Annotated in this window: 25 protein-coding genes; 7 read left to right on the top strand and 18 right to left on the bottom strand. The window is 40.3% G+C overall.

What is annotated here, in order from left to right:
* Positions 1-61 precede the first annotated feature (61 nt).
* From ABD814_RS08690 to ABD814_RS08620, 15 genes are all read right to left on the bottom strand, one after another.
* Entirely contained in the window at positions 62-877 is an 816-nt protein-coding gene (locus tag ABD814_RS08690) for a flagellin N-terminal helical domain-containing protein (protein WP_344912274.1), read from the bottom strand.
* A gap of 146 nt (positions 878-1,023) precedes the next feature.
* Positions 1,024-1,242, bottom strand: a complete 219-nt coding sequence (csrA, locus tag ABD814_RS08685) for a carbon storage regulator CsrA (RefSeq protein WP_344912272.1) — start codon at positions 1,240-1,242, stop codon at positions 1,024-1,026.
* Positions 1,243-1,244: 2 nt separating this feature from the next.
* Positions 1,245-1,685 carry a flagellar assembly protein FliW gene (gene fliW / locus ABD814_RS08680; protein ID WP_344912270.1) on the bottom strand — a complete coding sequence of 147 codons (441 nt, stop codon included), beginning with the start codon at positions 1,683-1,685 and terminating at the stop codon, positions 1,245-1,247.
* Between the two features lie 17 nt (positions 1,686-1,702).
* Positions 1,703-2,293, bottom strand: coding sequence for a DUF6470 family protein (locus ABD814_RS08675; RefSeq protein WP_344912268.1), 591 nt, complete (start codon positions 2,291-2,293; stop codon positions 1,703-1,705).
* A 102-nt stretch (positions 2,294-2,395) separates the two neighbouring features.
* Positions 2,396-3,313: a flagellar hook-associated protein FlgL gene (gene flgL, locus ABD814_RS08670; protein ID WP_344912266.1), complete on the bottom strand. Its 918-nt coding sequence runs from the start codon at positions 3,311-3,313 to the stop codon at positions 2,396-2,398.
* A gap of 9 nt (positions 3,314-3,322) precedes the next feature.
* Positions 3,323-4,849: a flagellar hook-associated protein FlgK gene (gene flgK, locus ABD814_RS08665; RefSeq protein WP_344912264.1), complete on the bottom strand. Its 1,527-nt coding sequence runs from the start codon at positions 4,847-4,849 to the stop codon at positions 3,323-3,325.
* Between the two features lie 11 nt (positions 4,850-4,860).
* Positions 4,861-5,355 carry a flagellar protein FlgN gene (locus tag ABD814_RS08660; protein WP_344912262.1) on the bottom strand — a complete coding sequence of 165 codons (495 nt, stop codon included), beginning with the start codon at positions 5,353-5,355 and terminating at the stop codon, positions 4,861-4,863.
* 73 nt (positions 5,356-5,428) lie between these two features.
* Positions 5,429-5,698, bottom strand: coding sequence for a flagellar biosynthesis anti-sigma factor FlgM (gene flgM, locus ABD814_RS08655; RefSeq protein WP_344912260.1), 270 nt, complete (start codon positions 5,696-5,698; stop codon positions 5,429-5,431).
* Between the two features lie 59 nt (positions 5,699-5,757).
* Positions 5,758-6,189 carry a TIGR03826 family flagellar region protein gene (locus ABD814_RS08650; RefSeq protein ID WP_344912258.1) on the bottom strand — a complete coding sequence of 144 codons (432 nt, stop codon included), beginning with the start codon at positions 6,187-6,189 and terminating at the stop codon, positions 5,758-5,760.
* A gap of 79 nt (positions 6,190-6,268) precedes the next feature.
* Positions 6,269-6,937 (bottom strand): ComF family protein, encoded by a 669-nt coding sequence (locus tag ABD814_RS08645; RefSeq protein ID WP_344912256.1) that lies wholly within the window; start codon positions 6,935-6,937, stop codon positions 6,269-6,271.
* Positions 6,934-8,040 (bottom strand): ATP-dependent helicase ComFA, encoded by a 1,107-nt coding sequence (locus ABD814_RS08640; protein ID WP_344912254.1) that lies wholly within the window; start codon positions 8,038-8,040, stop codon positions 6,934-6,936. Before ABD814_RS08640 ends, ABD814_RS08645 begins: the two co-directional genes overlap by 4 nt.
* Before the next feature lie 692 nt (positions 8,041-8,732).
* On the bottom strand, positions 8,733-8,876 hold the full coding sequence (locus ABD814_RS08635) for a hypothetical protein (RefSeq protein ID WP_344912252.1): 144 nt from the start codon (positions 8,874-8,876) through the stop codon (positions 8,733-8,735).
* Positions 8,877-8,933: 57 nt separating this feature from the next.
* Positions 8,934-9,776, bottom strand: a complete 843-nt coding sequence (locus ABD814_RS08630) for a DegV family protein (RefSeq protein WP_344912250.1) — start codon at positions 9,774-9,776, stop codon at positions 8,934-8,936.
* 179 nt (positions 9,777-9,955) lie between these two features.
* Positions 9,956-10,630, bottom strand: coding sequence for a response regulator (locus ABD814_RS08625; RefSeq protein ID WP_344912248.1), 675 nt, complete (start codon positions 10,628-10,630; stop codon positions 9,956-9,958).
* Positions 10,631-10,852: 222 nt separating this feature from the next.
* Positions 10,853-11,986, bottom strand: a complete 1,134-nt coding sequence (locus ABD814_RS08620) for a sensor histidine kinase (RefSeq protein WP_344912246.1) — start codon at positions 11,984-11,986, stop codon at positions 10,853-10,855.
* Positions 11,987-12,173: 187 nt separating this feature from the next.
* Here ABD814_RS08620 and ABD814_RS08615 point away from each other — a divergent pair, with 187 nt between their 5' ends.
* From ABD814_RS08615 to ABD814_RS08600, 4 genes are all read left to right on the top strand, one after another.
* Positions 12,174-12,791, top strand: coding sequence for a YesL family protein (locus ABD814_RS08615; protein ID WP_344912244.1), 618 nt, complete (start codon positions 12,174-12,176; stop codon positions 12,789-12,791).
* A gap of 545 nt (positions 12,792-13,336) precedes the next feature.
* Positions 13,337-13,975, top strand: a complete 639-nt coding sequence (locus ABD814_RS08610; RefSeq protein ID WP_344912242.1) for a YigZ family protein — start codon at positions 13,337-13,339, stop codon at positions 13,973-13,975.
* Positions 13,976-14,012: 37 nt separating this feature from the next.
* Positions 14,013-14,582 (top strand): class D sortase, encoded by a 570-nt coding sequence (locus ABD814_RS08605; protein WP_344912240.1) that lies wholly within the window; start codon positions 14,013-14,015, stop codon positions 14,580-14,582.
* Between the two features lie 14 nt (positions 14,583-14,596).
* Complete coding sequence (locus ABD814_RS08600) at positions 14,597-16,651, top strand: penicillin-binding transpeptidase domain-containing protein (RefSeq protein WP_344912238.1); 2,055 nt, start codon at positions 14,597-14,599, stop codon at positions 16,649-16,651.
* A 42-nt stretch (positions 16,652-16,693) separates the two neighbouring features.
* Here the strand turns inward: ABD814_RS08600 and ABD814_RS08595 are convergent, their stop codons facing one another.
* Together ABD814_RS08595 and ABD814_RS08590 are read right to left on the bottom strand one after the other, a co-directional pair.
* The gene (locus ABD814_RS08595; RefSeq protein ID WP_344912236.1) at positions 16,694-17,446 is read right to left on the bottom strand and encodes a SurA N-terminal domain-containing protein; all 753 of its coding nucleotides are present in this window, start codon (positions 17,444-17,446) and stop codon (positions 16,694-16,696) included.
* A 792-nt stretch (positions 17,447-18,238) separates the two neighbouring features.
* Positions 18,239-18,424 carry a cold-shock protein gene (locus tag ABD814_RS08590; RefSeq protein WP_344912234.1) on the bottom strand — a complete coding sequence of 62 codons (186 nt, stop codon included), beginning with the start codon at positions 18,422-18,424 and terminating at the stop codon, positions 18,239-18,241.
* Positions 18,425-18,866: 442 nt separating this feature from the next.
* Between ABD814_RS08590 and ABD814_RS08585 the strand changes: the two genes are divergently transcribed.
* On the top strand, positions 18,867-19,790 hold the full coding sequence (locus tag ABD814_RS08585) for an aldo/keto reductase (protein WP_344912232.1): 924 nt from the start codon (positions 18,867-18,869) through the stop codon (positions 19,788-19,790).
* Between the two features lie 50 nt (positions 19,791-19,840).
* Here the strand turns inward: ABD814_RS08585 and glpK are convergent, their stop codons facing one another.
* Complete coding sequence (glpK, locus tag ABD814_RS08580) at positions 19,841-21,331, bottom strand: glycerol kinase GlpK (protein WP_344912230.1); 1,491 nt, start codon at positions 21,329-21,331, stop codon at positions 19,841-19,843.
* Between the two features lie 415 nt (positions 21,332-21,746).
* Here glpK and ppc point away from each other — a divergent pair, with 415 nt between their 5' ends.
* Positions 21,747-24,503, top strand: a complete 2,757-nt coding sequence (ppc, locus tag ABD814_RS08575; protein ID WP_344912228.1) for a phosphoenolpyruvate carboxylase — start codon at positions 21,747-21,749, stop codon at positions 24,501-24,503.
* 162 nt (positions 24,504-24,665) lie between these two features.
* Positions 24,666-24,839 (top strand): Spo0E family sporulation regulatory protein-aspartic acid phosphatase, encoded by a 174-nt coding sequence (locus ABD814_RS13315; RefSeq protein WP_425549072.1) that lies wholly within the window; start codon positions 24,666-24,668, stop codon positions 24,837-24,839.
* The last annotated feature ends 72 nt before the right edge of the window (positions 24,840-24,911 follow it).

Raw genomic sequence — 24,911 nt, 5'->3', positions numbered from 1 at the left:
CATATAAGTAAAAAAGACTCCAACCAAATTGGCTAGAGTCTTATTCATATTAATTATACAATTATTGTAGTAATTGTAGTACACCTTGAGGTGTTTGGTTAGCTTGAGCCAACATTGATTGTGCGGCTTGAGTAAGGATGTTGTTCTTAGTGAATTCCATCATTTCTTTAGCCATATCTACGTCACGAATACGTGATTCAGCAGCTGTTAGGTTCTCTTGAGAAGTTCCTAAGTTGTTGATTGTATGCTCAAGACGGTTTTGAATCGCTCCAAGTTCTGCACGTTGAGTTGAAACTGTGTTAATTGCTTCTTGAATAGTAGTTATTGCAGCATTCGCTTCAGATTGACCCGAAACTGATAATCCTTCAACACCAATGCCAGCAGCTGTCATTGCTTCAATAGAAACTTCCATACTTTGGCCTTCATTAGCACCAATATGGAATACCTTATCTGTAAAATTTCCATCCAATAACTTCTGAGTGTTAAACTCTGTACGGTCAGAAATAGCATTAATCTCTTGAATCAATGCATCAACTTCGGTTTGCATCGCTTCACGGTCAACTGCATTCATGTTAGTGTCATTTGCTGACTGAACTGCTAATTCATTCATTCTTTGAAGAATTGCATGCGTCTCAGTTAATGCACCTTCTGCAGTTTGGATTAATGAAATTCCATCAAGTGCGTTCTTTTGTGCCATTTCAAGACCACGGATTTGACCACGCATTTTTTCAGAGATTGCAAGACCTGCTGCGTCATCTCCTGCACGGTTAATACGTAAACCTGAAGAAAGTTTTTCTAAAGATTTTTGTACGTTGTTTGTGTTACCTGTTAGTTGGCGGTGTGTGTTTAACGCCGCAATGTTGTGATTAATTCTCATTGTAATTTCCTCCTTGAGTTGTTTATTATAATGCCACATCCTTGTGGCAAGCAGCAGGATAAAAGCGGCCGTCTCTTATCCTGTTTTTGCTTTCAATTACTATATCGGAACGTAATTTAAAATGTTTAACCTTTTTTAAAAAAAAATTATTTTTTCTTTAAAAGACTTAGTAAATCAAGCTGATTATTCAATGCTTGTTTGTTTTCCGCTTGAATTTGCAAGTAAATTTCTTTTCGGTGGACATCTATTTGTTTTGGTGCGGTGATGCCAAGCTTAATCTGATCGCCCTCAATTCCTACAATTTTAACTTCGATGTTTTCTCCGATTTGGATTGCTTCGTTTAACTTTCGAGTGAGTACAAGCATCGTTAAGCACCTTCTTCCTGTTTAGGGGCTAATGGTGCTTGGATCGAATGGTTTTTATGGTTAGTTACGTATTGTTTGGCTAGTTTTTTATTAAGATTAACAATAATCGGTGCTTGAAGGTTAATTGTGCTATCGGTAAAATTTTCTTTTAGTGTGACGATACTGAGTAAGGTAACATCGTGTTCAGATTCAATCTCAAGTAGTTCTAGTGTTGCATCATCAATTTTAAGCTCGTAGTCTTGATAAAGCTGATGTGGCGGAATAACGATAAAAGCAATGTTAGGATCATTGATTGATTGTAAGACTAAAAATGCTGGGTTATCTGGAATGTCGAGTCCAATAAATTTCTTCTCATCTGGAAAGCCTAATATGCCATTTGGAAAGGTAATAATGTCAGTTTCAGAAATCGTTACCTCATTAAAATATTTCGTTTGTATTTTCATATGCTCCAACCCTTCTATTAAATTAACATTTCATAGCCGAAACTGCGGTAATAAAGATCGGCGAAATCAATGTCTAGCTTTTGTTCTTGTGTAATTTCTGTTGTCACTTGACCCCGTGTATAGGTCATGATTGGTTTGTTTGTCGTGTGTCGAATCAATGGTTGGTTTGCTTCGATTCGAATATCAACTTGTGCTGGTTGGTAATCCGTTTTGACTGAAAAAACAGATGGAATAAATTTAATGTTGATCTGTTTTTGATCCTTATGTGCATTTCGTGTTGCCTGTGCAACTAAGGCATTGCCATCATTTTCAATCTTCATCTGTTCTGTACCTTCTCGGACTCGTCTTGCGATCCCTGCCATGACATCTTGATAGCCTTCGCGAGCCCAATCATTTCGTGAAACAATTGCACTTTTTAAGCCCATGTCATACCACGCTTGTGATTGATCGATTGTCAAGCGACCCGGTCTTGTTCGAATCGATAAATCAGCGGATGGTTGTTCGATTTCTTGCGTTGCTTTTGGTTGCCTAATATCTTGGTGTGCATTTTGAGTATCGATTGAAATTTGCGCAAGCTGTGATTGCATTCGGACTTGTGGGACACGCATTTAGATCACTTCCTATCTTTTTTGACTTGGAAATTGCTCTATAAAATAGTTAAAGAGCTAAAGAACGCTACCTGACCAGCTCTTTAGCTCACTGTAAATTTATTATCTTAGAAAATCTAATAACGATGGTTGTAAAACACGTGCACCTGCACTTAATGATGCACGGTGAATTGCTTCTTGCATCATTAAGCTCATAATCACTTCTGCCATATCCACATCTTCGTTATCTGACATCATTTGTTCGGCATTCACACTTTGGTTTCTTAATCGGTTTTCGATCAATTCAACACGATTCATCCGAGCACCAATTTCAGCACGTTCTTGTAGTGTGTTATTTAAATGAGTTTCAAGCGTACCTAGGTGATTTTCTAAATCAGCATCAGTTACACCTGGATTATTTAAATCATCAACGAGTGCTTGAAGATCAGTAAAGAACTTTTCTGAAAAAACACTCGTTGGATCTGAGTTCACTTTAAAACGGACACCAGATGACACTTCAATTAAGACGTCATTTGTATTTTCTGAGACAGTAAACGTTCCATCATCGTGACGCACAAATGGTGGTGTGCGCTCTCCTGTAACTGGATCGATATGACCAGTCGTGTCTGTGCCATTGAACATATACTTATCATTGACTCGTGTATTTGCCAAGTTAACCATTTGATCAACAAGCTGATCAATTTCTTTACCTATATTCATTCGGTCATCTACACTATTTGTCCCATTAGCAGCTTGAAGCGTCAAGTCATTCATTCGGTGGAGCATTTGTGTTACTTCATGCATCGTTTCGTCAGCGTTATTAATCCAGTTATTCACTTCACCTATGTTTCGTTCGTATTGCTTAATATTCGAAAGTTGTGATCGGTAATTCATCCCTTTCATCGCAACGACAGGATCCTCTGATGGTCTAGTAATTTTTTTACCTGATGACAATTGGTTCATATATTTGTTGAGATTACCGTAACTGCCACTAATATTTCTCAGTATGTTATTCGAGATCATACTTTGTGAGATTCGCATTTAATTCCCCTACCTTCCGACTAAGCCCATATTATTAATAATTCGGTCGAGCATTTCATCAACTGCCGTCATGCTTCGTGCTGCAGCATTATATGCGTGTTGGAATTTAATTAAATTAGTAATTTCTTCATCAAGTGATACCGAACTGACTGCCATTCTGTTTTCTTCAACTTGTTGGCGTAGCACTTGACTGTTCGTTTGCATTCTGTTCGCTTCATTTGTTCTGACACCTAGTTCACCAATTAATGATTGGTAAAAACTTTTGACTGATGTTCGCGTACCTAAGCCGACATTGAGATCATTATAAACTTCAGCTAAATTAATTGCGTTTGTCCCGTCACCACTAAAGCCATCGAGACTTGCTCGAATCAGGTCAGGATCATCAAGAATTGCTTGGTTAACTGCAATCGTATTAAATGCATCACCTGGTGTATAAACAAAGAAGTTTTCTGCCGTAACAGCTCCTGCATTACCGTGTAAATCTACACCCTCTGCGTGTACCCGGTTAAATTCATCAACATACGTTGTCAGCATCGTTTCTAAATCTGCTTTTACCTCATTATAATAACCTGCGACCTCACCAGCTTCATCAATATAACCATTCATTTCAAATAGTGACCGTAATGAACCGATCGACTGAAAGTTTGCTGCTGAAATTGGATCCATATCAGCTACATCTGGGTGTGCATTGGTTATTGTCACGCCTGTAATATTATTGTTTTCATCGGCTGAAATCGTAATCTCACTATATGATCTTGACTCGCCATCAACCAAACTATAGCGATCAGATCCATTTCTAAGCTTAATCGTCGCGATCCCTTCCGCAATCGGGCTTGGTTGTCCTGAACTTTTAACATAGCTTACTTCAATATCAATAATTGTTGATAATGAGTCGATTAAACGATCACGCTCATCATAGAGATCGTTTGGTACGAGCCCGTGTGGCTCAATGCCGGCGATTTCATTATTAATATTAGCGATTTGTCGAAGCATTGAATTAATACCTACTTCTGTTACGTCAATTTGATTTTTTAAATCATCTTGAACATCCTGCATCGATGTTGCTAAGTAACGGTATGTTTCCACAACTGCTTCAGCTCTTTGCGCAACGACCGTTCGTGTTCCTGAGTGGTCGGCACTCCCGTTTAAATCTTGAAGGCTATTAAAGAAGTTTTCCAAGACAAAGGCAAGTCCTTCTTTAGTCGGTTCGTTTAATAAGTTTTCCATTTGTTTGAGCGCACTTGCGTTTGATGAGTAATAACCAAATTTACTATTTTCTTTCCGGAATTGTGTGTCTAAAAATCGATCGCGAATCCGTTCGATTGAACCCGCTTCAACCCCACTACCAACACCTGATACGACGCCACCTGGCTCTCGGCTTGCTGATAATGAGTTCATCTGTTCAAAATTAACGCGTTGTCTCGTATAACCGACAGTGTTCGCATTGGAAATGTTATGTGATGTTGTATATAAGGCAGCTTGTTGCGCGTTTAATGCGCGCTTTGCCATCTCTAATCCGTGAAATGTTGATACCATGTAAAATCCTCCTAAGCCTTCGAATCAAACGTAGATCGTTTCGATTGTGGGTCATTTTGGTTTTTCTTGTTGCCGTAATTGACTTGTTCGATCGTTGGACTGATCAAATCTAAATTCATTTGGACGAACTGCATCGACTGTTGTGTTAATTCTTGATTTAGCCTCTCTTGTGCTTTTAATTCAACTAAAACTTTCGCAAGTTCGGTTGATAATTTTTCTAATGATTCTCTATCGTTGTCATTGTCAACTTTTTCTAACAATGTTGTAATTGTTTTTTGATCATCTGTGAGCTGATATTGGAGCGCCCACTGATCGACCGCCTTTAACCGTTGTTTTTCAAGTTTATCAATTGCTTGAATATGTTTCTGTTCAGCTTTTAGAATTTGTTGTACTTCTTCAATCTCACCCGTCTTTAACAAATCTGTCTTTGTCGCGGATAATTGAAGTAAGCTTTGGTGCACTTGAATCAGTCGCTCAAGTGCTGATGATATCTGCGCAATCGGCATGAGGCTAGATCCTCCTTTTCTCTAACGAGTCCAACTTAAATCAGAGCCAACTTAAACAGTCGGCTCTGATTGTTTAGTTTTTCCAAAAAGACAATAATCCTTTAGCAACTTGTTCAGCGTCAACTTTATAGACGCCTGATTCAACGTCAGCTTTAATTGCATCGACACGTTGCTTACGAGCTGGATCGATCCCGTTTAATTCTTGCATTTTTTTAGCTTGGTCCGAAATATGCAACTGATCTGCTTTCACTTGCTTTTCCGTCCGTGTTTGTGTGTATTGCTGAAGTTGCTTTTGATATGGATTCACTTTAGGTTGATTTGAACCATGTATTTTCAAGACCACTCACCTCTTTCCCGTTACTTGCTTTGCTAATCTATATATCGACGTGTTTACCAAAATGTTTAATGGTTTCTTTTCGCTCGATCAACGGCATAATATGTTCTTACACGGTCACGCTCTTCTTGCTGATTCCGTTCTTCAATTGACTCAAGCTCATCTTCGAATTCCAACTCTTGCACGAGTTGATTCGAACACTTATCACACAGCTTTCCTTCTGCAATTTGCTCTCCGCATCGCTCGCACGGATACGTTAAGCCTGGAAATTGATTCGCCCGCAATCGTTTTTCTTTGACAAACTTGATAATTAACGATTCCTCTACGCCTGTTCCTTCAACAATCTCAGGAATCGTCGCCTCTCGGTTGATCCGCTTTTTCATAAAACTATAGACAATTTGAAATTTTTCTTCTTCTTTATTATAACAATCCTGACAAATCGGACGTAACGCCCGGACAAATAACTTTCCACATTCTTGACAATTATCGAGTTCGGCCATGAAATGTCCCACCTTTTAAGAAAAATGCTACCTATATTATAACATATATATCGTCAGCTTTTTTTGATTTTCAAGTTCTTTATCGCGCCAAGGTAAAACTCACGATCTTCTTACACCCGGCATTTTTCAAAACTTTTGCCGCATGGTGGATCGTCGCCCCAGTCGTGTATATATCATCGATAATAATCACCGATGCCGGCACGGTTTCAGCGCTTAGTTCAAACGGATTTTTCATTGCCAATCGTGCTTGGCGATTTTTCTTCGCCTGCTTTTCACCCGTCGTTCGTTTTAGCACCGACACTGTTTGATAGGGAAGCAAGCTCGCCAACGCCTCAGCCTGATTGAACGCGCGCGACTTTAACCGCGCCACACTAAGCGGGATCGGCACAAGTTTCGTCTCATCTGGAAGCATCGGAAAACAATTTTTTACCCCATCAGCAAACACATCAGCGAAAGCCTCCACCAGCGCATAATCGCCTCGATACTTGAATCGAGTCATTGTTTCTTTTAAAAATTCATTATACCGATAAACCGATCGATTCATTGTCATCAAGTCGCGCTTTTGCCAGCGTGCGCAATCGGTGCACGTCTGCTTGTCATCCCTGCCACAATACTGACAAGTTGGTGTACCGATTTTGGCGAATTGGTTTGTGCAAGTGCGGCAGATTGGCGGTTCGCGCTTGAGATTAAATAATGTCGTCCAAGTCATTTCTGTTTCAATTTGGTTGTCGCAAATTAAACAATTCATCGGTAGCCTCCTTGATCAAAGCCAGCTCGTTTGTTCATCTGCCTGATCGCTGTTAGGCTATCCCGAATCGCACGGGTGTAGCCGTCATGGATGAAAATGACTTCCCCAGTTGGATCGTCGGGACTCCGACCAGCTCGACCGGCGATTTGGACGAGTGCCGCCTGATCAAACACATCATGTCCAGCATCTATCACAGCAACATCAACCGAGGGAAATGTCACGCCACGTTCTAGAATGGTCGTCGTCAGTAAGATGTCAATGTCTTTATTGCGGAATTGTTGCACCTTGTCAATTCGATCAGGGTCTTCGGCATGAACTGAAGCGATGATTTTGTCTGGTAGTTTTTTAATTAACGATGGGCGTTGACGCTCAGCTTGATTGATCGTTGCGGTGAAGATCAGTAATTGACGGGTCGGGTTTTGGCGGTTCTGATACCAAGTCCAGAAACATTTTGGTAGTGTTGTTTTGCTAAATTTGTAGGTGAGAATTGGTTTTGGAACCGGAAGTGGTTGACCATGATAGCGGATCGGGACAAATACAGTCGGTGGTTTTCGTTTCAATAGATCATCGCGAGGTGTAGCGGTCAAATAAATCATCGTTGACGTTGGTTTTTGCGCCCGCTTTGTTGCAAACGGCAAGCTTGAATCAGCGTGATAAGGAAACGCATCAAGCTCGTCAATAATCATCAGATCAAATGCCCCTTGATAGCGGAGGAGTTGATGAGTCGTCGCCAGCGTCAGCTGTGCGGTTTGATGATTGTTGCCACTGCCACCATATAGGCCAGTGATTGTCGTCGTTGGAAAAGCTTGTTTAAAGCGCGGGAGCAATTCACGAATCACATCTGCTCGCGGTGACGTCAGGCAAACCCGCTTATGTTGTCGGATCGCTAATGCGATCCCTTCAAAGAGCATTTCTGTTTTCCCAGCTCCGCATACCGCGTGGATAAGTTGCTCTTTCTGTTTGGTTTCAATCGCTTCAATAATTTTGTTTGAGGCATGACGTTGTTTATCGGTAAGTTTTCCTTGCCAAGCGAGAGGATTCGTTGTCGGCGTTGGCCAAGATGGTGCCTGACCCGTCCACTCATACAGCGGCGTGCAAGCCATCACCCTCCCCATCTGGATGCACTTTCTACAATAAGGATGCGTTTGCTGACAATTCGAGCAAGGAATTTTTCCAAAAAGATGGTTGGTCGTATTATTGCAACGTAGACAGCGGTGGGTGAAGTGGTGCCGGACGATCGGAGTGACGGGGGTTAGTTGGTGGGTTTCGATAAGATTGGTAAATTCAGCGTTGCTAAGATCGAGCTCTTCGCGGAGCAAAAGCCGCCCAGCAAAGCGATTCGCATAATCAGTCAATCTTGATTCCTCCTTTAAGAGATGTAGTGTGTATTTTTGTTGAACTTGTACATAATCTTGAGTAGTTGTGCAGATTGCGAGGAAGTTGAGAGCATTTCGCTCAACTTGAGAGCATTTCGCTCAACTTGAGAGCATTTCACCCAACTTGAGAGCATTTCGCTCAACTTGAGAGCATTTCACCCAACTTGAGAGCAATTTGACCAACTTGAGAGCATTTCGCTCAACTTGAGAGCATTTCGCTCAACTTGAGAGCATTTCGCTCAACTTGAGAGCATTTCGCTCAACTTGAGAGCATTTCGCTCAACTTGAGAGCAATTCGCTCAACTTGAGATCATTTCGCTCAACTTGAGAGCATTTCGCTCAACTTGAGAGCATTTCGCTCAACTTGAGAGCAATTCGCTCAACTTGAGAGCATTTCGCTCAACTTGAGAGCATTTCGCTCAACTTGAGAGCATTCCACCCAACTTGTCTGCATTCCACTCGACTTGTCTGCATTTCCGCCGACTTGTCTGCATTTCCGCCAACTTGTCTGCATTTCCACCCAACTTGTCTGCATTCCACTCAACTTGTCTGAAAGTCCGCATAACTTAAGCGTAAATGACAAGACTCCACCGTAATTCATCACGACGGTGGAGTGATTGTTATTCGATATACCAGCCTAGTCCGAGTGAACCTTCGCCGAGGTGGGTACCGATCACAGCACCGAAATAGCTTAACTCAATTGTCGCGTTTGGAAAACGGGCTCTCAGCTCATCAGCAAACGACTCGCCCAGTTCGGGTGCATTCGCATGGATTACTGTTGCGCGAATTGGTTTCCCAGTGTCTGCATCTTGCGCAAAAAGTTCAACAATCCGCTTAAGCGCTTTTTTCTGCGTGCGAATTTTTTCAAAAGGAACGATCTTTGTATCGACGAAATGGAGGATCGGTTTAACTTGGAGCATGCTCCCGACGAGTGCTTGTGTTCCGCTTAAGCGGCCGCCGCGATGCAAGTGTTGGAGATCATCGACAACGAAATAGGCACGCATTGACTGCTTCATTTCATTTAGACGTGCAATGATCGCATCGGGCGCGATGCCTTGCTCGACCATTTTTGCCGCTTCAATGACATAAAAACCTTGTGGCAAACAGCTGACTTCCGAATCGAATGGATAGACTTCGATATTCTCAACCATTCTACCGGCTGTTTGCATCGTCGCAAACGTCCCACTAATTCCACTCGACAAATGAATCGCGATCGCTGCATCATAATCTTGCGCAAGCTCAGTCAATTTATCTGTCAGGTAGCCAATTGAAGGCTGTGATGTCTTCGGCAATTCCTTTGCTTCCCGCACAAGCGCATAAAACTCCTCCGCCGACAACTCTGTCTCTTCCTCATATAATTGATTACCAAAATTCACACTCAACGGTGCAACAATAATATTATATCTCTCTCGAATCTCTTCTGGAATATAAGATGTACTATCAGTTATAATTGCAACTTTCATAATCTAAACCTAACCTTCCTTAGTTAATAAATATAAGCATACACCTATTCTAGCGGAATCCATTGGGAAAACCTAGCTTTTTTAAAAACTATTTTATTAAAAATTCACCTTCGCTTGACACAAAAAACAATCTAGTGATAATCACTCAGCTAGATTGTTTTAGAAATGTCGTGCCTAAATTATAAAACTTCAACCCAACCGTTGCGAATTGCCATAACAACAGCTTGCGTTCGGTCGTTTACATTCATCTTTTGCAGAATGTTACTGACGTGGTTCTTAACTGTTTTTTCACTAATAAATAAGTGCTCAGAAATTGCACGGTTACTTTTACCGTCTGCCAAAAGTTGTAATACTTCACATTCACGGCGCGTCAACAGATGTAATGGTTTACGATATTCGATATCCTCAATACTTCCAGATTGGACTTCACTAAGCCTTTGAAATTCTTTGACTAGATTATGTGTGACTTTCGGGTGTAAGTATGAGCCGCCTTCACTGACAATTTTGATTGCGTCAATGAGTGCATCTGAATCCATTTCTTTAAGTAAATAACCATTCGCACCCGATTTTAATGCATGGGTTACGTAGTTTTCATCGTCGTGGATCGATAGAATAATTACATGAACTTCAGGATATTTAGCAAAAATGCGTTTCGTTGCTTGAACACCATCAACATTTGGCATGTTAATATCCATTAAAACAACGTCAGGTTGATATTTTTCTACGAGACTTAAGGCTTCATCACCGTCTGCTCCCTCTGCAACAACTTCGAAGCTATCTTCAAAATCTAAACTCCGCTTAACCCCTTCGCGAAACAATACGTGGTCGTCAATAATAACTATTTTCTTCGTCATTTCTATTCCTCCATCTGCTTTCTATCCAAGCAATTCCAGACAACATTCTACGCGTAAAAATTATAGCACAATTTTGTGAACAATGTATGAATTAATAGACGATATTAAATGTGTGTCTGAAAAATACTGAACAAAGTCATCAAACAGTTCTTTATTTTTACAGTTTCTTAATTCTAATTATACATTATTTTAATACAAATACAGCATTATAATCAATTTGTATCATGACTTTAATGGGATTTTAACATAGACTGTTGTCCCGCCCCCAATTTTGGAGTTAATTGTTATTTCTCCAGCTAACATTTCTACTCGCTCTCTCATGCCAATTAGCCCAAATGATTTTTCACTCTTCTTAGCTAAATCAAAACCGACCCCGTCATCTCGAATTGAAACGGAAACTTGATTTTTTTCATTTCGAATATTGACGTGAATCTGCTCGGCAGCTGCATGCTTAACTGCGTTTTGGACAGATTCCTGAATTAAGCGAAAGAGTGCAACTTCATATTTGGAGGCAAGCCGATCTACACTGCCATGTTCAGATAAAGTAATCGTCAAATTATTATATTCTTCGAGATCAGCTAAATATTTTCGGATCGTTGGTACAAGTCCCAAATCGTCTAGCGCCATTGGTCGTAAGTTATAAATAATCCGACGGACTTCTTGTAGCGAGCTCCGAACCATTGATCGCATGCTCTTCATTTCAACCAAAGCCTCTTCACCACTGCGTTCTCTAAATGTCCGATCAACAAGATCTGCTCTTAATAAGATATTAGCCAGCATTTGAGCAGGTCCATCATGAATTTCTCGGGAAATTCGGCGTCGTTCTTCTTCTTGAGCTTCAATAATTTTCAAACCAAACGATTGTTTCTGATTAGCATCTTCTATTAATTCACTAATTTGCTTAAAATCATCGGTTAAATAGTTAGAAATCACAGAGACTTTCGAAACGAGGGCTGAGCCTTTTTCAATCATTTCTTCGAGTGATTTTAAGCGACGTTCAATAAAATCGCGTTTTTGTCTTAATGATATTTCTCGTTCACGGACCATTTTTAATTTCGTTTGAATCTCATGGGCTGTCTCATAAACCTCTTTAATCTGCGCTTCCGTATATACATTAAAGTTTTTGCTAACTTGAGCAAGCCGATTGCGATAAAGTCGGACTTCTTTTTCAAGTTGATCGCCTTTAACAATCATTTTTTGGACTTTATCTCTCGTTTCTACTAACTCATCAGTTAACACTTTATATTCTTCTCTTGACGACTCTGTTAGCTCATAGATTTCACCTTTGCTTTTATCAACAACGTCAAGCATGCTATCAATTATTTCATCAAATCTTTTTTCATTAATTTGTCTCATCGGTTAGCTCCTATAACTAGCTATTTAATAATTTAATAATAGCATATTTCACTCAGAGCTTAAAAATGATAAGATAATAACCTAATGATTTATGAACAATAGCTAACGCTAAGTACCTTGTAGAACCTTAATTGTAAGCGTTATAATAAAGCTAACTTGTATTTTAGTATAACTCAAGGAGGCCATTATGACACAATCTTTATATAAATTTACAGTATGGATTTCTCAATTAGCAATCTTAAATTTACTTTGGCTTGGTTTTAGTTTACTTGGTTTTGTCGTTTTTGGATTTTTTCCCGCCACAGTGGCGATGTTTATCGTACTACGAAGCTGGCTTCGCGGAGAGGATGACCTTCCAATTTTCAGCACATTTTGGCGGGCGTTTCGGGCTGAATTTTTTAAAGCAAATGGGTATGGGTTGATCATTGTCGGAATTGGTGTGATTGTTTATTCAAATCTGGTCTTTATGTCGGTAAATGATAGTAGATCAATGTTACTTTTTCATATTCCTTTATATACATTCGTCATTTTTGTTGCTTTAACATTACTTTATTTGTTTCCGGTTTATGCGCATTATGACCTTGGTTTCTTTCACACAATTAAGCAAGCTTTTTTAATTATGATGATCCAGCCAATTCAAACAGTTGTGATGTTGGTTGGTATTGTTGCTTCGGTAGTTGTGATGCGGTTTATCCCGGCGCTCTCCTTTTTCTTCGGCGGCTCATTCATCGCCCTACTGATCATGGCAACATGTTACCACAGTTTCCAAACAATCGAACAAAAACAAAAATCCCGCCCAAACTAACAAGACGAGATTTTTATTTCTGATATTTGCTCCACATACCGTAGTTGCTTGTACTGCAGGAGTCTACGGTTCGGGCAATTACTCTTTTGAAAAACAATACATGATTAGAAGTGTCTCATGACATTAAACAAAGTTATGCTTCAATTATTTTGAAGAACCTCCATCAAGTGATTGGAACGGAGGGTAGCGACTTCTGCGGGAAAAGCAAACGGTTTTCGGGGGGACGAGTACCCCAAATCATTTCGGTGGGACGAATAATCGCAAATGTCTTCGGTGGGACGAGTAATCGCAGTCCCAGTCCCAGTCCCAACGTCTAACTGACCCACATCCTGTTCGCCCAAGGCCGTGCCCGCTAAAACGCTCCACCCAGAGTGAAAATCACGTGCGTTGCTCCAATTTAATCATTTATGTTTTTCATCCTAATCAATCCATTTGATTCCATCATAGCAATTGAAGAAATATTTGTCTATTTACTAAAAATTGATGTCGTCTGCTTTACCTTATCTCGTTAACTGCTTATAATAAGAATGATAGGAGGTTTTTAAGTGTTAGAAACTTACTTAACTGTTCAAACACAAGGACAGGCTGAACTGATGATCCAAAAATCTCGATTTATCGGACACATAAAAAGAACCGAAACAGAAGAAGAAGCACAAGCATTTATTCGACAAATAAAAAAAGAACATAGCCAAGCAACACACAACTGCTCAGCATACCTAATCGGCGAACACGACCAAATTCAAAAAGCAAACGATGATGGCGAACCAAGCGGAACAGCCGGCGTACCAATGCTCGAAGTACTCAAAAAAAACGAACTGAAAGACACAACCATCGTCGTCACCAGGTACTATGGCGGCATTAAGCTTGGCGCAGGCGGACTCATTCGGGCATACTCAAAATCAACATCAGAAGCACTAAAAGCAACTGGCATCGTCAAGCGCCAATTAATGAAAAACATCTCAATCACGGTTGAATACCCGCTTTTAGGGAAAATAGAAAACGAACTACGCAACAACAACCATTTAATCGTTGAGATCGATTATCTCGAACACGTCACATTTAATGTCGTCGTTGCAGTCGACCAAGTCGAATCATTTACTGACTGGATCATCGACCTAACGAGTGACAATGTAAAGATTGAATTAAAACAAGATCAATACATCGAAATTCCATACGAAACGTAAACTAAATAAACAGTTATTTTGTCAGGAGGCGAATCAATTGAAAAAACTTGCAACATTACTCATGATCATTGGCATTGCATTTCTCGGCGTTGGCATTTACCAATATGTAAACATCCAAATTGCCGAAAAGAAAACACATAGTGAAGCAGAAGAATTACTCGCTCGGGCATATGCAGAGCCAAACAAAGAGATTATTTTTGAACCAGAGATTGGTGACGCGATCGGCTTGCTCAATATTGACAAGATCGACGCATCGATCGCTATTATTGAAGGAACTGACCCAGAAGAACTAAAACACGGGGTTGGTCACATGGCACAGACCGCCTTACCAGGGGAAAATGATCAAATCTTATTATCCGGACACCGCGACACAGTGTTCACCCGCCTAGGGGAAGTTGAAATCGGTGACATTATTGAGATCAAACTCCCTTACGGAACATTTGAATATGAAATGGTCGATTCCATTATTGTCAGCGCTGACGATACTTCAGTGATCGGATCTACCGCGCCAAATGAGGAGCTTGTCATTTCAACTTGTTACCCATTCGGTTATATCGGGAGCGCACCTGATCGCTATGTCATTTACGCTGTCCCAGTAGAAAAATGATCAGGAGTGGTTTTATGAAAAAATTGACTTACCTAATCATCGGTTTATCCGTCATGTTCATGCTCGTCAGTTGTGCTGAGGATGAAGAGGCGGAAGTTATTTTACCAGAAGAACGATTTGAAGCATACGTCGAATTATGGCAAGATTATGATTTTGATCAAATGTATGACATGTTATCTGAGGAAACAAAAGCAACTTATAGTCGTGAAGAGTTTGTTGATCGTTATCAAAAAATTTATCAAGATTTAGAGATTGATGAATTGGTGATCGAGTACACATTACCGGAACACCCTGAACCTCTAGATGGTGAAGAGATTGTCTATCCAACAACATTTCCATTCACGGTCCAACAGCAATCCATTGTGAATGAAATCAAGTTTACAGCTGAAATCACAATGGTTGAACGGATAATTCCGGTTGACGAGGAAGAAACAATCAGTGACTGGGATGTCGAATGGCATCCGGGATTGATTTTTCCTGAATTAGCAAACGGGGGCACAATTACTCTCGTCTCAACGCCAACCACGAGAGGGGAAATTTTTGACCGAAACGGAAAAGGTTTAGCGGTCACTGATAAGGTCTATGAAATTGGGGTCGATCCTGGAAGATTCACTGAAAATCGGGACGCAGAAATTGAGGAGTTAGCTGGATTGCTTGATATGAGCGTTGGTGCGATTGAATCAACATTAGGTCAGGGCTGGGTTGCTGATGGGATGTTCGTTCCATTAAAAACAGTTCCAGCTGATGATGATGACTACATTGCAGATCTGATGGCGATTCCGCCAGTCATTGCTCAATCACAGACAGGGCGGTCTTATCCATATGGTGAGAGCCTTGCCCATTTGATTGGTTATGTCGGGCAAATCAATGAGGAAGAATTAGAAAATGATGAAGACGGTGTTTATTCCCAAACGGATTTGATTGGCAAGAGAGGGATCGAACAACTTTTTGAAGCACGCTTACGCGGTGAGGCTGGGATTCGAATCATTGTTGAGAGTGAGACGAGCAAGATTGGTATCGCCGAAAAACCGCCAGTTCCTGGTGAAGATATTCATTTAACGATTGATGCTGAGCTGCAAGAGATGATTTTTCAAGCTTATGATGGCGATGCAGGTACGGCTGCCGCGATCGATCCTCATAGTGGGGAGACACTTGCGCTCGTATCAAGCCCGTCGTTTGATCCGCATGATTTTACTTATGGGATTAGTCAGGCAAAATATAATGATCTTGTTGAAAATCCAGATCAACCAATTTTAAACCGTTTTGCTTCAACATATTCACCTGGATCTGCGTTCAAACCGATCACTGCAATGGTTGGTTTAAAAGATGGTGCCATTACCCAAGAAGATCGTATCGAAATTAACGGGTTAACATGGAGTCGAGATGGTTGGGGCAACTACCAAGTTCGACGCGTTTCTGAATCAGACGGACCTGTCGACCTTAAAGATGCGCTCATCCGCTCTGACAATATTTATTTTGCCCAAAAAGCTGTTGAAATTGGCGGCGATCAATTTACTAGCGGTTTAGAAGCATTAGGTTTTGGTCAAGGTGGATTAGATTTTGCCTATCCAATCTATTCAAGTCAAGTTTCAAACAGTGGTGAAATCGACCGCGAAACATTACTTGCTGATTCTGGTTACGGTCAAGGTGAAATTTTGATAACCGCATTGCATTTAGCAACAGCATACACACCGATTTTAAATGATGGAACGATGGTTCAACCGATTTTGGAAACAAATCAAGAACTTGGTCAATCATTCGCAGACGACTTAATCAGCGCAAATGATGCAGCATACTTACGTGATGCACTTAGACAAGTCGTTGCAGGGCCAAGGGGGACAGCACGTAAAGCGAATATCGATGCTATTGCTTTATCTGGAAAAACAGGAACAGCCGAACTAAAGCAATCAATCGACGATGAGCATGCGCAAGAAAATGGTTGGTTCGTTGCCTACCCAGATTCACATGATATCATTATTGCGATGATGGTTGAAAATATCGAAGGCCGTGGTGGAAGCGGCTACGTCGTTGAAAAACTAACATCAATTTATCAAGACTTATATCAATAATTTTTTTAAAAAAACACCTCGATGCGTGAGGTGTTTTTTATGTTATGGTAGTTTTTCTTCAATTTCAGCTTCACCGATCAGTTGATTGAGTCGATCGTTTAAGGCCATCTGAATCTCCGTTTGAAGCAACTGATTATGAATTTCTGTTCGAATCTCATCTAACTCAGGCGCTTCCTCCATCTGTTCTGACAAAATCGCGTAAAAAGCCTCGATATCATCACTCGACACTCGAATATCAGAAAACTGATCATTAATATAATATTGTTGTAGCAGTGACTTTGCCAAAATTTCACGAAAGACCGCTTCTGTATACGGTAATTGTGCTAAAATCTGCTCAAACTCTTCCTCCGAATCAAACTGAGCCTTCGTATCCTGAAAGATTGCCTCGGTTTCTTGATCGGTAACAATAATTCCTTTCGCAGCTGCATCTTGCGCAAGTAAAGTCTGCTTAATTAAATCCAACATTGCCGACTCACGAACGACAGCCAAATCATCAGGCACTTCACCAGATTGGGTTAGTGAATTTTTTATTTCAAAATATACCAAATTGTAACGATCACCATAAACTTCTTCACCATTGACAATAACAACAACCTGATCACGATCAACGATTTCTTCAGCTGAGACAATTTCTTCAGTCTCAACCTGCTCCTCAGTCAATTCAGGTACTTCGACAAGCTCCTCAGGCTCTTCAAACTGAAGCTCTTCAGGCAACTCGTTATCCTGACCAGAGCAAGCAACAAACAGAGGACTCAATAAGACGAATCCAACAACTAATATTTTATCTGGGCGCACACCGATTCCCCATTCTTTAAAGATTTCTTACAGTATATTTTAATTGAAACATGTTTATGCACTTGATTCAAGTGTTTAACGCGGGAGCTGGCAACCTAAAATCGCTAATTAAATACGATTCGTAAGATTTTAGCCTGATTGCTATACCGAAATCTGATGATTAGCGCGTATTCGTTAGACTCCAACCTGATTATGTGAACGGTATCTGACGATTAGCCCTTATTCGTGAGAAATCACACCGAAGCAGAGGACGATCTCTGACGATTAGCACCTATTCGTGAGAAATCACATCGAAGCAGAGGACGATATCTGACGATTAGCCCTTATTCTTGAGAAATCACACCGAAGCTGAGGACGATTTCTGACGATTAGCCCTTATTCTTGAGAAATCACACCGAAGCAGAGGACGATCTCTGACGATTAGCACCTATTCGTGAGAAATCACATCGAAGCAGAGGACGATCTCTGACGATTAGCCCTTATTCGTGAGAAATCACACCGAAGCAGAGGACGATCTCTGACGATTAGCACCTATTCGTGAGAAATCACACCGAAGCAGAGGACGATCTCTGACGATTAGCACCTATTCGTTACCTCACTAGCGTTTTTTTCACGACTGAGGGCACGATTAGCGCGTATTCGTTGCTCGACTCATCGCATTCCCACAGAGCAGGGCACGATTAACACACGAGAAAACGATTAATGTCCATCGATCCACAGTAATTAATTTTTGACAAAAAGAAAAAACCGGTATACACCAGTTTTGACCGACTTACTTATTTAAAATGATTGCTACTTTGTGATCTTAGGAAGTACTTTTGTTTCTTGAATCATCTCTGATTCACATAGTGGACAAGCTGGTTTTTCATCAAATGAATAATCGACACGCATCCACCCTGCACATTCTTCACTTGTACACGACCAAATTTTTGTGTCTACTTCTTCAACAGGCTCTCGTCTATTATTATAATAAGCCACCAAACCACCCCTTTCTTGGGTCCATAACCCTATTATACGCCTTTTTTAAAAATAAAACAAAGCGAGGGCAAAAAATATCACACGAGTTGACGATCAGTAAAAATAGACGTAAGCTAGTTATCTAACGTCTCAAAACTATAAAACCATTTAAATGGTTAAAAGATAGGTCTTTTGAATCATGCATTATTCTCTGATTTATCTTATAATGAAAACGGTTACAATTTTGGAATATATATCTCTCCTTAAGAAAATGAATACTCAGATTCATGCTCTCAGTAGAGATAGCGTATTTTTCAAATTAGATTGTCCCCCTTATTGGCATCCAATCCATCGAAGAATTGGGTGCTCTTTTTTTGTCTAAAATTAATATGAGCAGATCACTTATCATCTGAAAAATATCTGCTATGCTAAAACTAGATTAGTAAAAAGGAGTGTTATCAATATGCATTATCGAAAAATTGGCCAAACTGACTTAGATGTCTCTGTCATTGGTGTTGGAACTTGGCAATTCGGTGGCGAATGGGGTGTCGATTTCAGCCAAAACCAAGTTGATCAAATTTTACATCAAGCACATGAAGAAGGCATTAATTTAATTGATACCGCAGAATGTTATGGCGATCACCTTTCAGAGCGATTAATTGGTGACTATTTAAAACGGCACGATCGCGAAGATTGGATCATTGCGACTAAGTTCGGACACCATTTCCACTCAGCTTTTGAGCGGACACGTCACGTTGATCCCGCTTCAGTCCTCAAACAGTTGGACAATTCATTAAAAGCGCTTAACACCGATTACATCGACCTCTATCAATCGCATTCCCTAACGGACGATGAATTCGACAACGACAAGCTTTGGACGATGCTCGACAAACAAAAACAAGCCGGAAAAATTCGTTACTTAGGACTCTCGTTACAAAATGATGCCAGCATTCAGCAAACGAAAGCAGCCAAACAAGTCGGTGCAGACGCGCTACAAATTGTTTATAATCGCTTAACACGCACACCTGAAACAGATATTTTCCCAATTGCAGAAAAAGATCAGCTCGGCATCCTTGCCCGCGTACCACTCGCAAGCGGCTACTTAAGTGGAAAATATCAACCAGGCGCAACATTCAACGCCAATGATGTTCGCTCCCGCTACGATCAAACAGAACAAAAGCAAATGCTCGAAGAAGTTGCAAAAATTAGCCGAGACGAAGTGCCAGAAAACGTCCCAATGGCAACATGGGCACTCGCATGGTGCTTGCAACACCCAGCCGTCACAACCGTCATTCCAGGCTGCAAAACACCAGAACAAGTCACCAACAACGCATTAGCAGCCAAACTTGATCTCGTCTCAACAGACCACCCACAATTCGTAAAATAACCTAAAAAGACGTTGGTTTTGTTAAAAACTCACCAACGTCTTTTTTCTGCTTAGTATTGTCTTGTCGCGTGCACCGCTCGCTCCCATCCTCTGTAAAGCTTGTCTCGTTCTGTCTCAGTCATATTTGCCTTAAATAAATGTTCGCGTTCCCAATGTGACGCAACCTCATCAATATCCTGCCAAAAACCAATCGCCAAGCCGGCTAAATAGGCAGCCCCGATTGCCGTCGTCTCATTAATCACCGGGCGTTCAACAGGAACATTCAGAAGATCACTTTGAAATTGCATCAGGAAATTATTTTTCACCGCGCCACCGTCAACACGTAATTGCTTCACCGTAATCCCAGAATCCTTTTCCATCGTATCTAACACATCTTTACTTTGATAAGCAATCGACTCTAACGTTGCACGAGCAATATGCTCCCGCGTCGTTCCACGTGTAATGCCGAACATCGATCCACGTGCATCACTATCCCAATAAGGTGTGCCTAAACCAACGAAAGCTGGCACGAAATAAACGCCTTCTGTTGAATCAACCGTCGCTGCGAGTCCCTCACTTTCACTCGCATCTTCAATCATTCTCAAACCATCTCGGAGCCATTGAACGGCAGAACCAGCGATAAACACACTTCCTTCAAGTGCATAGGTAACTTCACCATTGATCCCCCAAGCAATTGTCGTCAGTAGGCCATTCTTTGAGGCAATCGCTTGATTCCCTGTCGGCATTAACATAAAGCAACCTGTTCCATATGTATTTTTCACCATCCCTGACTCAAAACAAGCCTGACCAAATAATGCCGCCTGTTGATCACCAGCCGCACCTGAAATTGGCGTTTCCTGACCGAAGAAATGATAATCAACCGTTTTTCCATAAACCTCTGATGATGAGCGAACATCTGGCAACAGACTCGCTGGGATTTCCAATAATTCTAACAATTCCTGATCCCACTCTAACGTGTGAATATTAAATAGCATCGTTCGTGACGCATTAGAATAATCCGTGACATGACACTTTCCACCAGTAAATTTATAAATTAACCACGTTTCAACCGTACCAAATTGGAGTTCACCACGATTGGCTTTTTCACGTGCCCCGGCGACGTGATCAAGAATCCATTTAATTTTTGTCCCAGAAAAGTACGGATCAATAATTAAACCCGTTTTATCCATAATCATTTGTTCATGACCTGCTTCACGTAAATGCTGACAAATCGCCTCTGTTTGACGCGATTGCCAAACGAGTGCACGATAAATCGGTTTACCTGTGCCCCGATCCCAAATTACCGTCGTTTCCCTTTGATTCGCAATACCAATCGAGGCAACTTCACTTGCCGCTACATCCGCCTTTCGAAGTGCATCTGCCATCGACGCTAGTACTGATGTCCATATTTCATTTGCATCATGCTCAACCCAACCCGGTTTCGGGAAAAATTGTTCAAATTCATGTTGACCAACTGAAACAATCTTGCCTCCTTTGTCAACAAGAAAAGCGCGCGTACTCGTTGTTCCTTGATCGATCGTTAAAATATAGTTTTTCTTCATCACAAATTGTCCTTTCTAAAAAAAAATACCCATACCATTTTATCATAGGTACGGGTCAATACTTGCGAAGGGATGCAGCTCGCTTGCTACCCCTCTATCATAACCAACATTGAAAGCGTTATCAATAGTAATTTTCAACTTTTAGTACATAATTAGCATTTTTTTAAGCCTTAATTCTCATTTAGAGATTAAACATATAATATTTTAGACGAATCGATCTCTTTAAGGTATAGTTAGGGGGGATTTCATCTTATTTTCTAAATTTTATAGTTAATTTAAAGATATTTTCATGTTATGATACATTTATAGCTTTTTTAAAAACCAAATAAAAAGCATTTAATCAAATGAGTAGATGACTGTAATCATTGTTAATTAAGGTTTTGTGTTGTTAAAATTTTTGAAAGGAAGTGACTTTATGCAACAAACTGATTTGCAATTAAGTAACATTACACTCAATCATGACGTCGATTATTTAAATAAAATTCTTGATGGCGTGTTACGACATGAAGGTGGCGACGAACTATTAAACACCTTTATCCATTTCCGAACTTTATCTAAGGCATTACGCGACGATAAAGAAACGAACAATTTTGACTTATTAAACGAAGAAATTAAAAAACTAGAACGACCGTTACGCGAAAAGATTATCCGAGCTTTCTCTGTCAATTTACAGCTTTATAACATTGCTGAGCAAAACTATCGGATTCGCCGGAGACGGTACTATCAAATTCAAGATGATTCGGTGATCCAACCACGTTCACTAGAAGAAGGTGTTAATCAACTTTTTGACAACAGTATTTCGATTGAACAAGTTGAACGTGCACTTGAAAAACTATCATTAGAACTTGTGATTACGGCACACCCGACAGAGGCTACTCGACGAACGATGTTACGTAACCATCAAAAAATTGCCAATTTATTAAAACAACGTGAATATTCATACACACGTTACGACAAAAAAGTCATTCAAGAAAAAATTGAATCTGAGATTACAATTTTATGGCAAACAGCTGAAATTCGTGAGAAAAAACCATCTGTTATGAAAGAAGTCTCGAACGGACTCTACTATTTTGAGAAAGCTCTCTTCGATGTCCTACCACTCATTCATCAAGATTTAGAAGAGCTGCTAGAAGATAAGTACAACCATCGCTTTCATGTCCCATCTTTCTTGAGATTCGGCTCATGGATTGGTGGCGATCGTGACGGAAACCCATTTGTTAAAGCAGAAACAACGATGAAAACATTGAGAGAGCATCGCAATCTTGCCCTTTCTAAATATATTGAATCTGTTGAAAAACTACGGGATAAATTAAGTCAGTCTACGAAGAAAGTAAATGTAAGTGGCGCTTTAGTGAAGTCAATTGCTGAAGACCAAGCCGAATTAAACTACAATGGCTGGCATAAAGAAGATGAAGTCTATCGAGTCAAACTCGGCTTGATTTTACGTCGACTAAGACTAACATCACTTGAAGACGATAGTGGCTACCGTGATGCACATGCATTACTAGATGACTTACTATTAATTCAAGACAGTATTGACATGCACCACCCAACTCGAAATCCAATCAAATTGTTAAGAACGGTCATCCGACAAGTTGAGCTTTTTGGTTTCCACTTAGCAACACTAGATATTCGTAACCACAGCGGTGAGCATGAAAATACAATTTCAGAAATTTTCCGCTTAGTCGGTATCGCTAGTGACTACAAAGAATTAGATGAAGAAGCAAGAATTGAAACATTAATCAATGTACTAGAAGACCCTCGTCCACTCATTTCAATTTATGATGAGTTTTCGCCAGAAACACAAGAGATGATCGAAACATTCCGGACGATCAAAGAGGCGAAAGATAAATTCGGCGAACGAGCAATTGAAGTTTATCTAGTTAGTATGACAACTTCTGTAAGTGATGTCTTAGAAGTTCTCGTTCTAGCAAAAGAAGTTGGCTTATATCGCGTTTATCCAAATGGTCGAGTCAAGAGTCGCATCCATGTTGCGCCACTCTTAGAAACAATTGAAGACTTGAAATTTGGACCAAAACTAATCAAGCGACTATTTGATATTCCCTTATACCGCAAGCATTTGGAAGCACGAGGAGACCTGCAAGAAGTCATGCTCGGTTACTCAGATGGTAGTAAAGATGGCGGAAATATCACTGCCAATTGGGAGCTTTTCCAAACACAAGAAGAAATTCATTCAATCGCTGCTACTTATGGCGTCAAACTTAAATATTTCCATGGGCGCGGCGGCTCATTAGGACGTGGTGGTGGACCACTTTATTCAAGTCTACTCTCACAACCTCTCATAACACTCGGTGATGGTGTTAAAATTACTGAACAAGGTGAAGTCCTATCATCACGCTATTTACTGTCAGATATCGCATACCGAAGCCTTGAGCAAGCAACATCTGTGTTGCTCACTTCAATTGGTGGAATTATGCAAACTGACAAGCAAGAACAAATGCCAACAAAAGAAGCCCATGATGCGCTTGCCTATGCATCAGATGTCGCCTTTAAAAAATATCAAGATCTTGTTTTTGGCGATCCGGATTTCTTAAAATATTTCAACCAAGGTACACCTTTAAATGAACTTGGTGAACTCAACATTGGTTCGCGCCCGATGAAGCGTAAAGGTAGCGAAAAATTCGAGGACTTACGAGCAATTCCATGGGTATTCGCTTGGACGCAATCCCGTCAGTTAATCCCAGCATGGTACGCTACTGGAACAGGCTTAAAAGCATATATCGATAAAACAAATGATATCGAATTAATGCGTGAAATGTATGCTCACTGGCCATTCTTCCAAGCAACAATTAATAACTTACAAATGGCCTTAACAAAGGCAGACTTGGATATCGCACAAGCTTACACAGAAATGGTTGATGATGTTGAAGTTGCCGATCGCATTTTCAACGACATCAAAGCTGAATATGAGCTGACTAAAGAATTAGTTTTAGACATTACTCAACAAGAAGAGCTCATGGATCATCAACCGAATATTAAAGAGTCGGTTCGATTAAGAAATCCACTAGTCGATCCACTTAATTTAATTCAAGTTCAATTGTTGAATCAGCTTCGTCTTTTAGATGATGAAGATCAAGAATATACAAAATTACTTGAAGAAGTCTTACTAACGATCAATGGAATTGCAGCTGGATTACGCAATACTGGTTGATAAACTAGACTTAAAGCCTCTCTATTATCGAATAGAGAGGTTTTTGATTGAAAAAAATTATCTTATGACAAAGAAAGACAAAATTAGACAGTTATCGCTATATACAATCCACTCATCTTCGCCTAAACTAAAAAAGATCAATAAAAAAGGAGGGCAAGCTCGATAAAAACGTTTGCTAATTGTCGTTTAACGACTAAAACAACACTAGAAATAGAACAATTAAGAAGTGACATGTATCAAAAGTACCTTGAAACAAATGATCCAAAAGCACTTGTGGCAATTTCACAAGAACTTGACCAAGCGATTAACACGTTATATCTCTCCAAAACGATCTAGTGTAACTGTCAAGTAGAATTGTGCACTTTTTGCTAGATAACTTTGTGCACTTTTATTATTCAAAAATTGTTT

The sequence above is a fragment of the Amphibacillus indicireducens genome (genome assembly GCF_039539605.1).
In the GTDB taxonomy this organism is placed as follows: Bacteria; Bacillota; Bacilli; order Bacillales; family Amphibacillaceae; genus Amphibacillus; species Amphibacillus indicireducens.
This window is presented reverse-complemented; position numbering and strand designations above follow the sequence as displayed.

What these genes read in the sequence shown, in the direction of transcription:
- ABD814_RS08600 (WP_344912238.1), top strand. Translation starts at nt 14,597, where the DNA reads ATGAAAAAATTGACTTACCTAATCATCGGTTTATCCGTCATGTTCATG.
- ABD814_RS08630 (WP_344912250.1), bottom strand. Translation starts at nt 9,776, where the DNA reads ATGAAAGTTGCAATTATAACTGATAGTACATCTTATATTCCAGAAGAG.
- fliW (WP_344912270.1), bottom strand. Translation starts at nt 1,685, where the DNA reads ATGAAAATACAAACGAAATATTTTAATGAGGTAACGATTTCTGAAACT.
- ABD814_RS08620 (WP_344912246.1), bottom strand. Translation starts at nt 11,986, where the DNA reads ATGAGACAAATTAATGAAAAAAGATTTGATGAAATAATTGATAGCATG.
- flgL (WP_344912266.1), bottom strand. Translation starts at nt 3,313, where the DNA reads ATGCGAATCTCACAAAGTATGATCTCGAATAACATACTGAGAAATATT.
- ABD814_RS08675 (WP_344912268.1), bottom strand. Translation starts at nt 2,293, where the DNA reads ATGCGTGTCCCACAAGTCCGAATGCAATCACAGCTTGCGCAAATTTCA.
- ABD814_RS08615 (WP_344912244.1), top strand. Translation starts at nt 12,174, where the DNA reads ATGACACAATCTTTATATAAATTTACAGTATGGATTTCTCAATTAGCA.
- ppc (WP_344912228.1), top strand. Translation starts at nt 21,747, where the DNA reads ATGCAACAAACTGATTTGCAATTAAGTAACATTACACTCAATCATGAC.
- ABD814_RS08640 (WP_344912254.1), bottom strand. Translation starts at nt 8,040, where the DNA reads ATGGCTTGCACGCCGCTGTATGAGTGGACGGGTCAGGCACCATCTTGG.
- glpK (WP_344912230.1), bottom strand. Translation starts at nt 21,331, where the DNA reads ATGAAGAAAAACTATATTTTAACGATCGATCAAGGAACAACGAGTACG.
- flgK (WP_344912264.1), bottom strand. Translation starts at nt 4,849, where the DNA reads ATGGTATCAACATTTCACGGATTAGAGATGGCAAAGCGCGCATTAAAC.
- ABD814_RS08690 (WP_344912274.1), bottom strand. Translation starts at nt 877, where the DNA reads ATGAGAATTAATCACAACATTGCGGCGTTAAACACACACCGCCAACTA.
- ABD814_RS08625 (WP_344912248.1), bottom strand. Translation starts at nt 10,630, where the DNA reads ATGACGAAGAAAATAGTTATTATTGACGACCACGTATTGTTTCGCGAA.
- ABD814_RS08645 (WP_344912256.1), bottom strand. Translation starts at nt 6,937, where the DNA reads ATGAATTGTTTAATTTGCGACAACCAAATTGAAACAGAAATGACTTGG.
- ABD814_RS08585 (WP_344912232.1), top strand. Translation starts at nt 18,867, where the DNA reads ATGCATTATCGAAAAATTGGCCAAACTGACTTAGATGTCTCTGTCATT.
- csrA (WP_344912272.1), bottom strand. Translation starts at nt 1,242, where the DNA reads ATGCTTGTACTCACTCGAAAGTTAAACGAAGCAATCCAAATCGGAGAA.
- ABD814_RS08660 (WP_344912262.1), bottom strand. Translation starts at nt 5,355, where the DNA reads ATGCCGATTGCGCAGATATCATCAGCACTTGAGCGACTGATTCAAGTG.
- ABD814_RS08635 (WP_344912252.1), bottom strand. Translation starts at nt 8,876, where the DNA reads ATGCGGACTTTCAGACAAGTTGAGTGGAATGCAGACAAGTTGGGTGGA.
- ABD814_RS08650 (WP_344912258.1), bottom strand. Translation starts at nt 6,189, where the DNA reads ATGGCCGAACTCGATAATTGTCAAGAATGTGGAAAGTTATTTGTCCGG.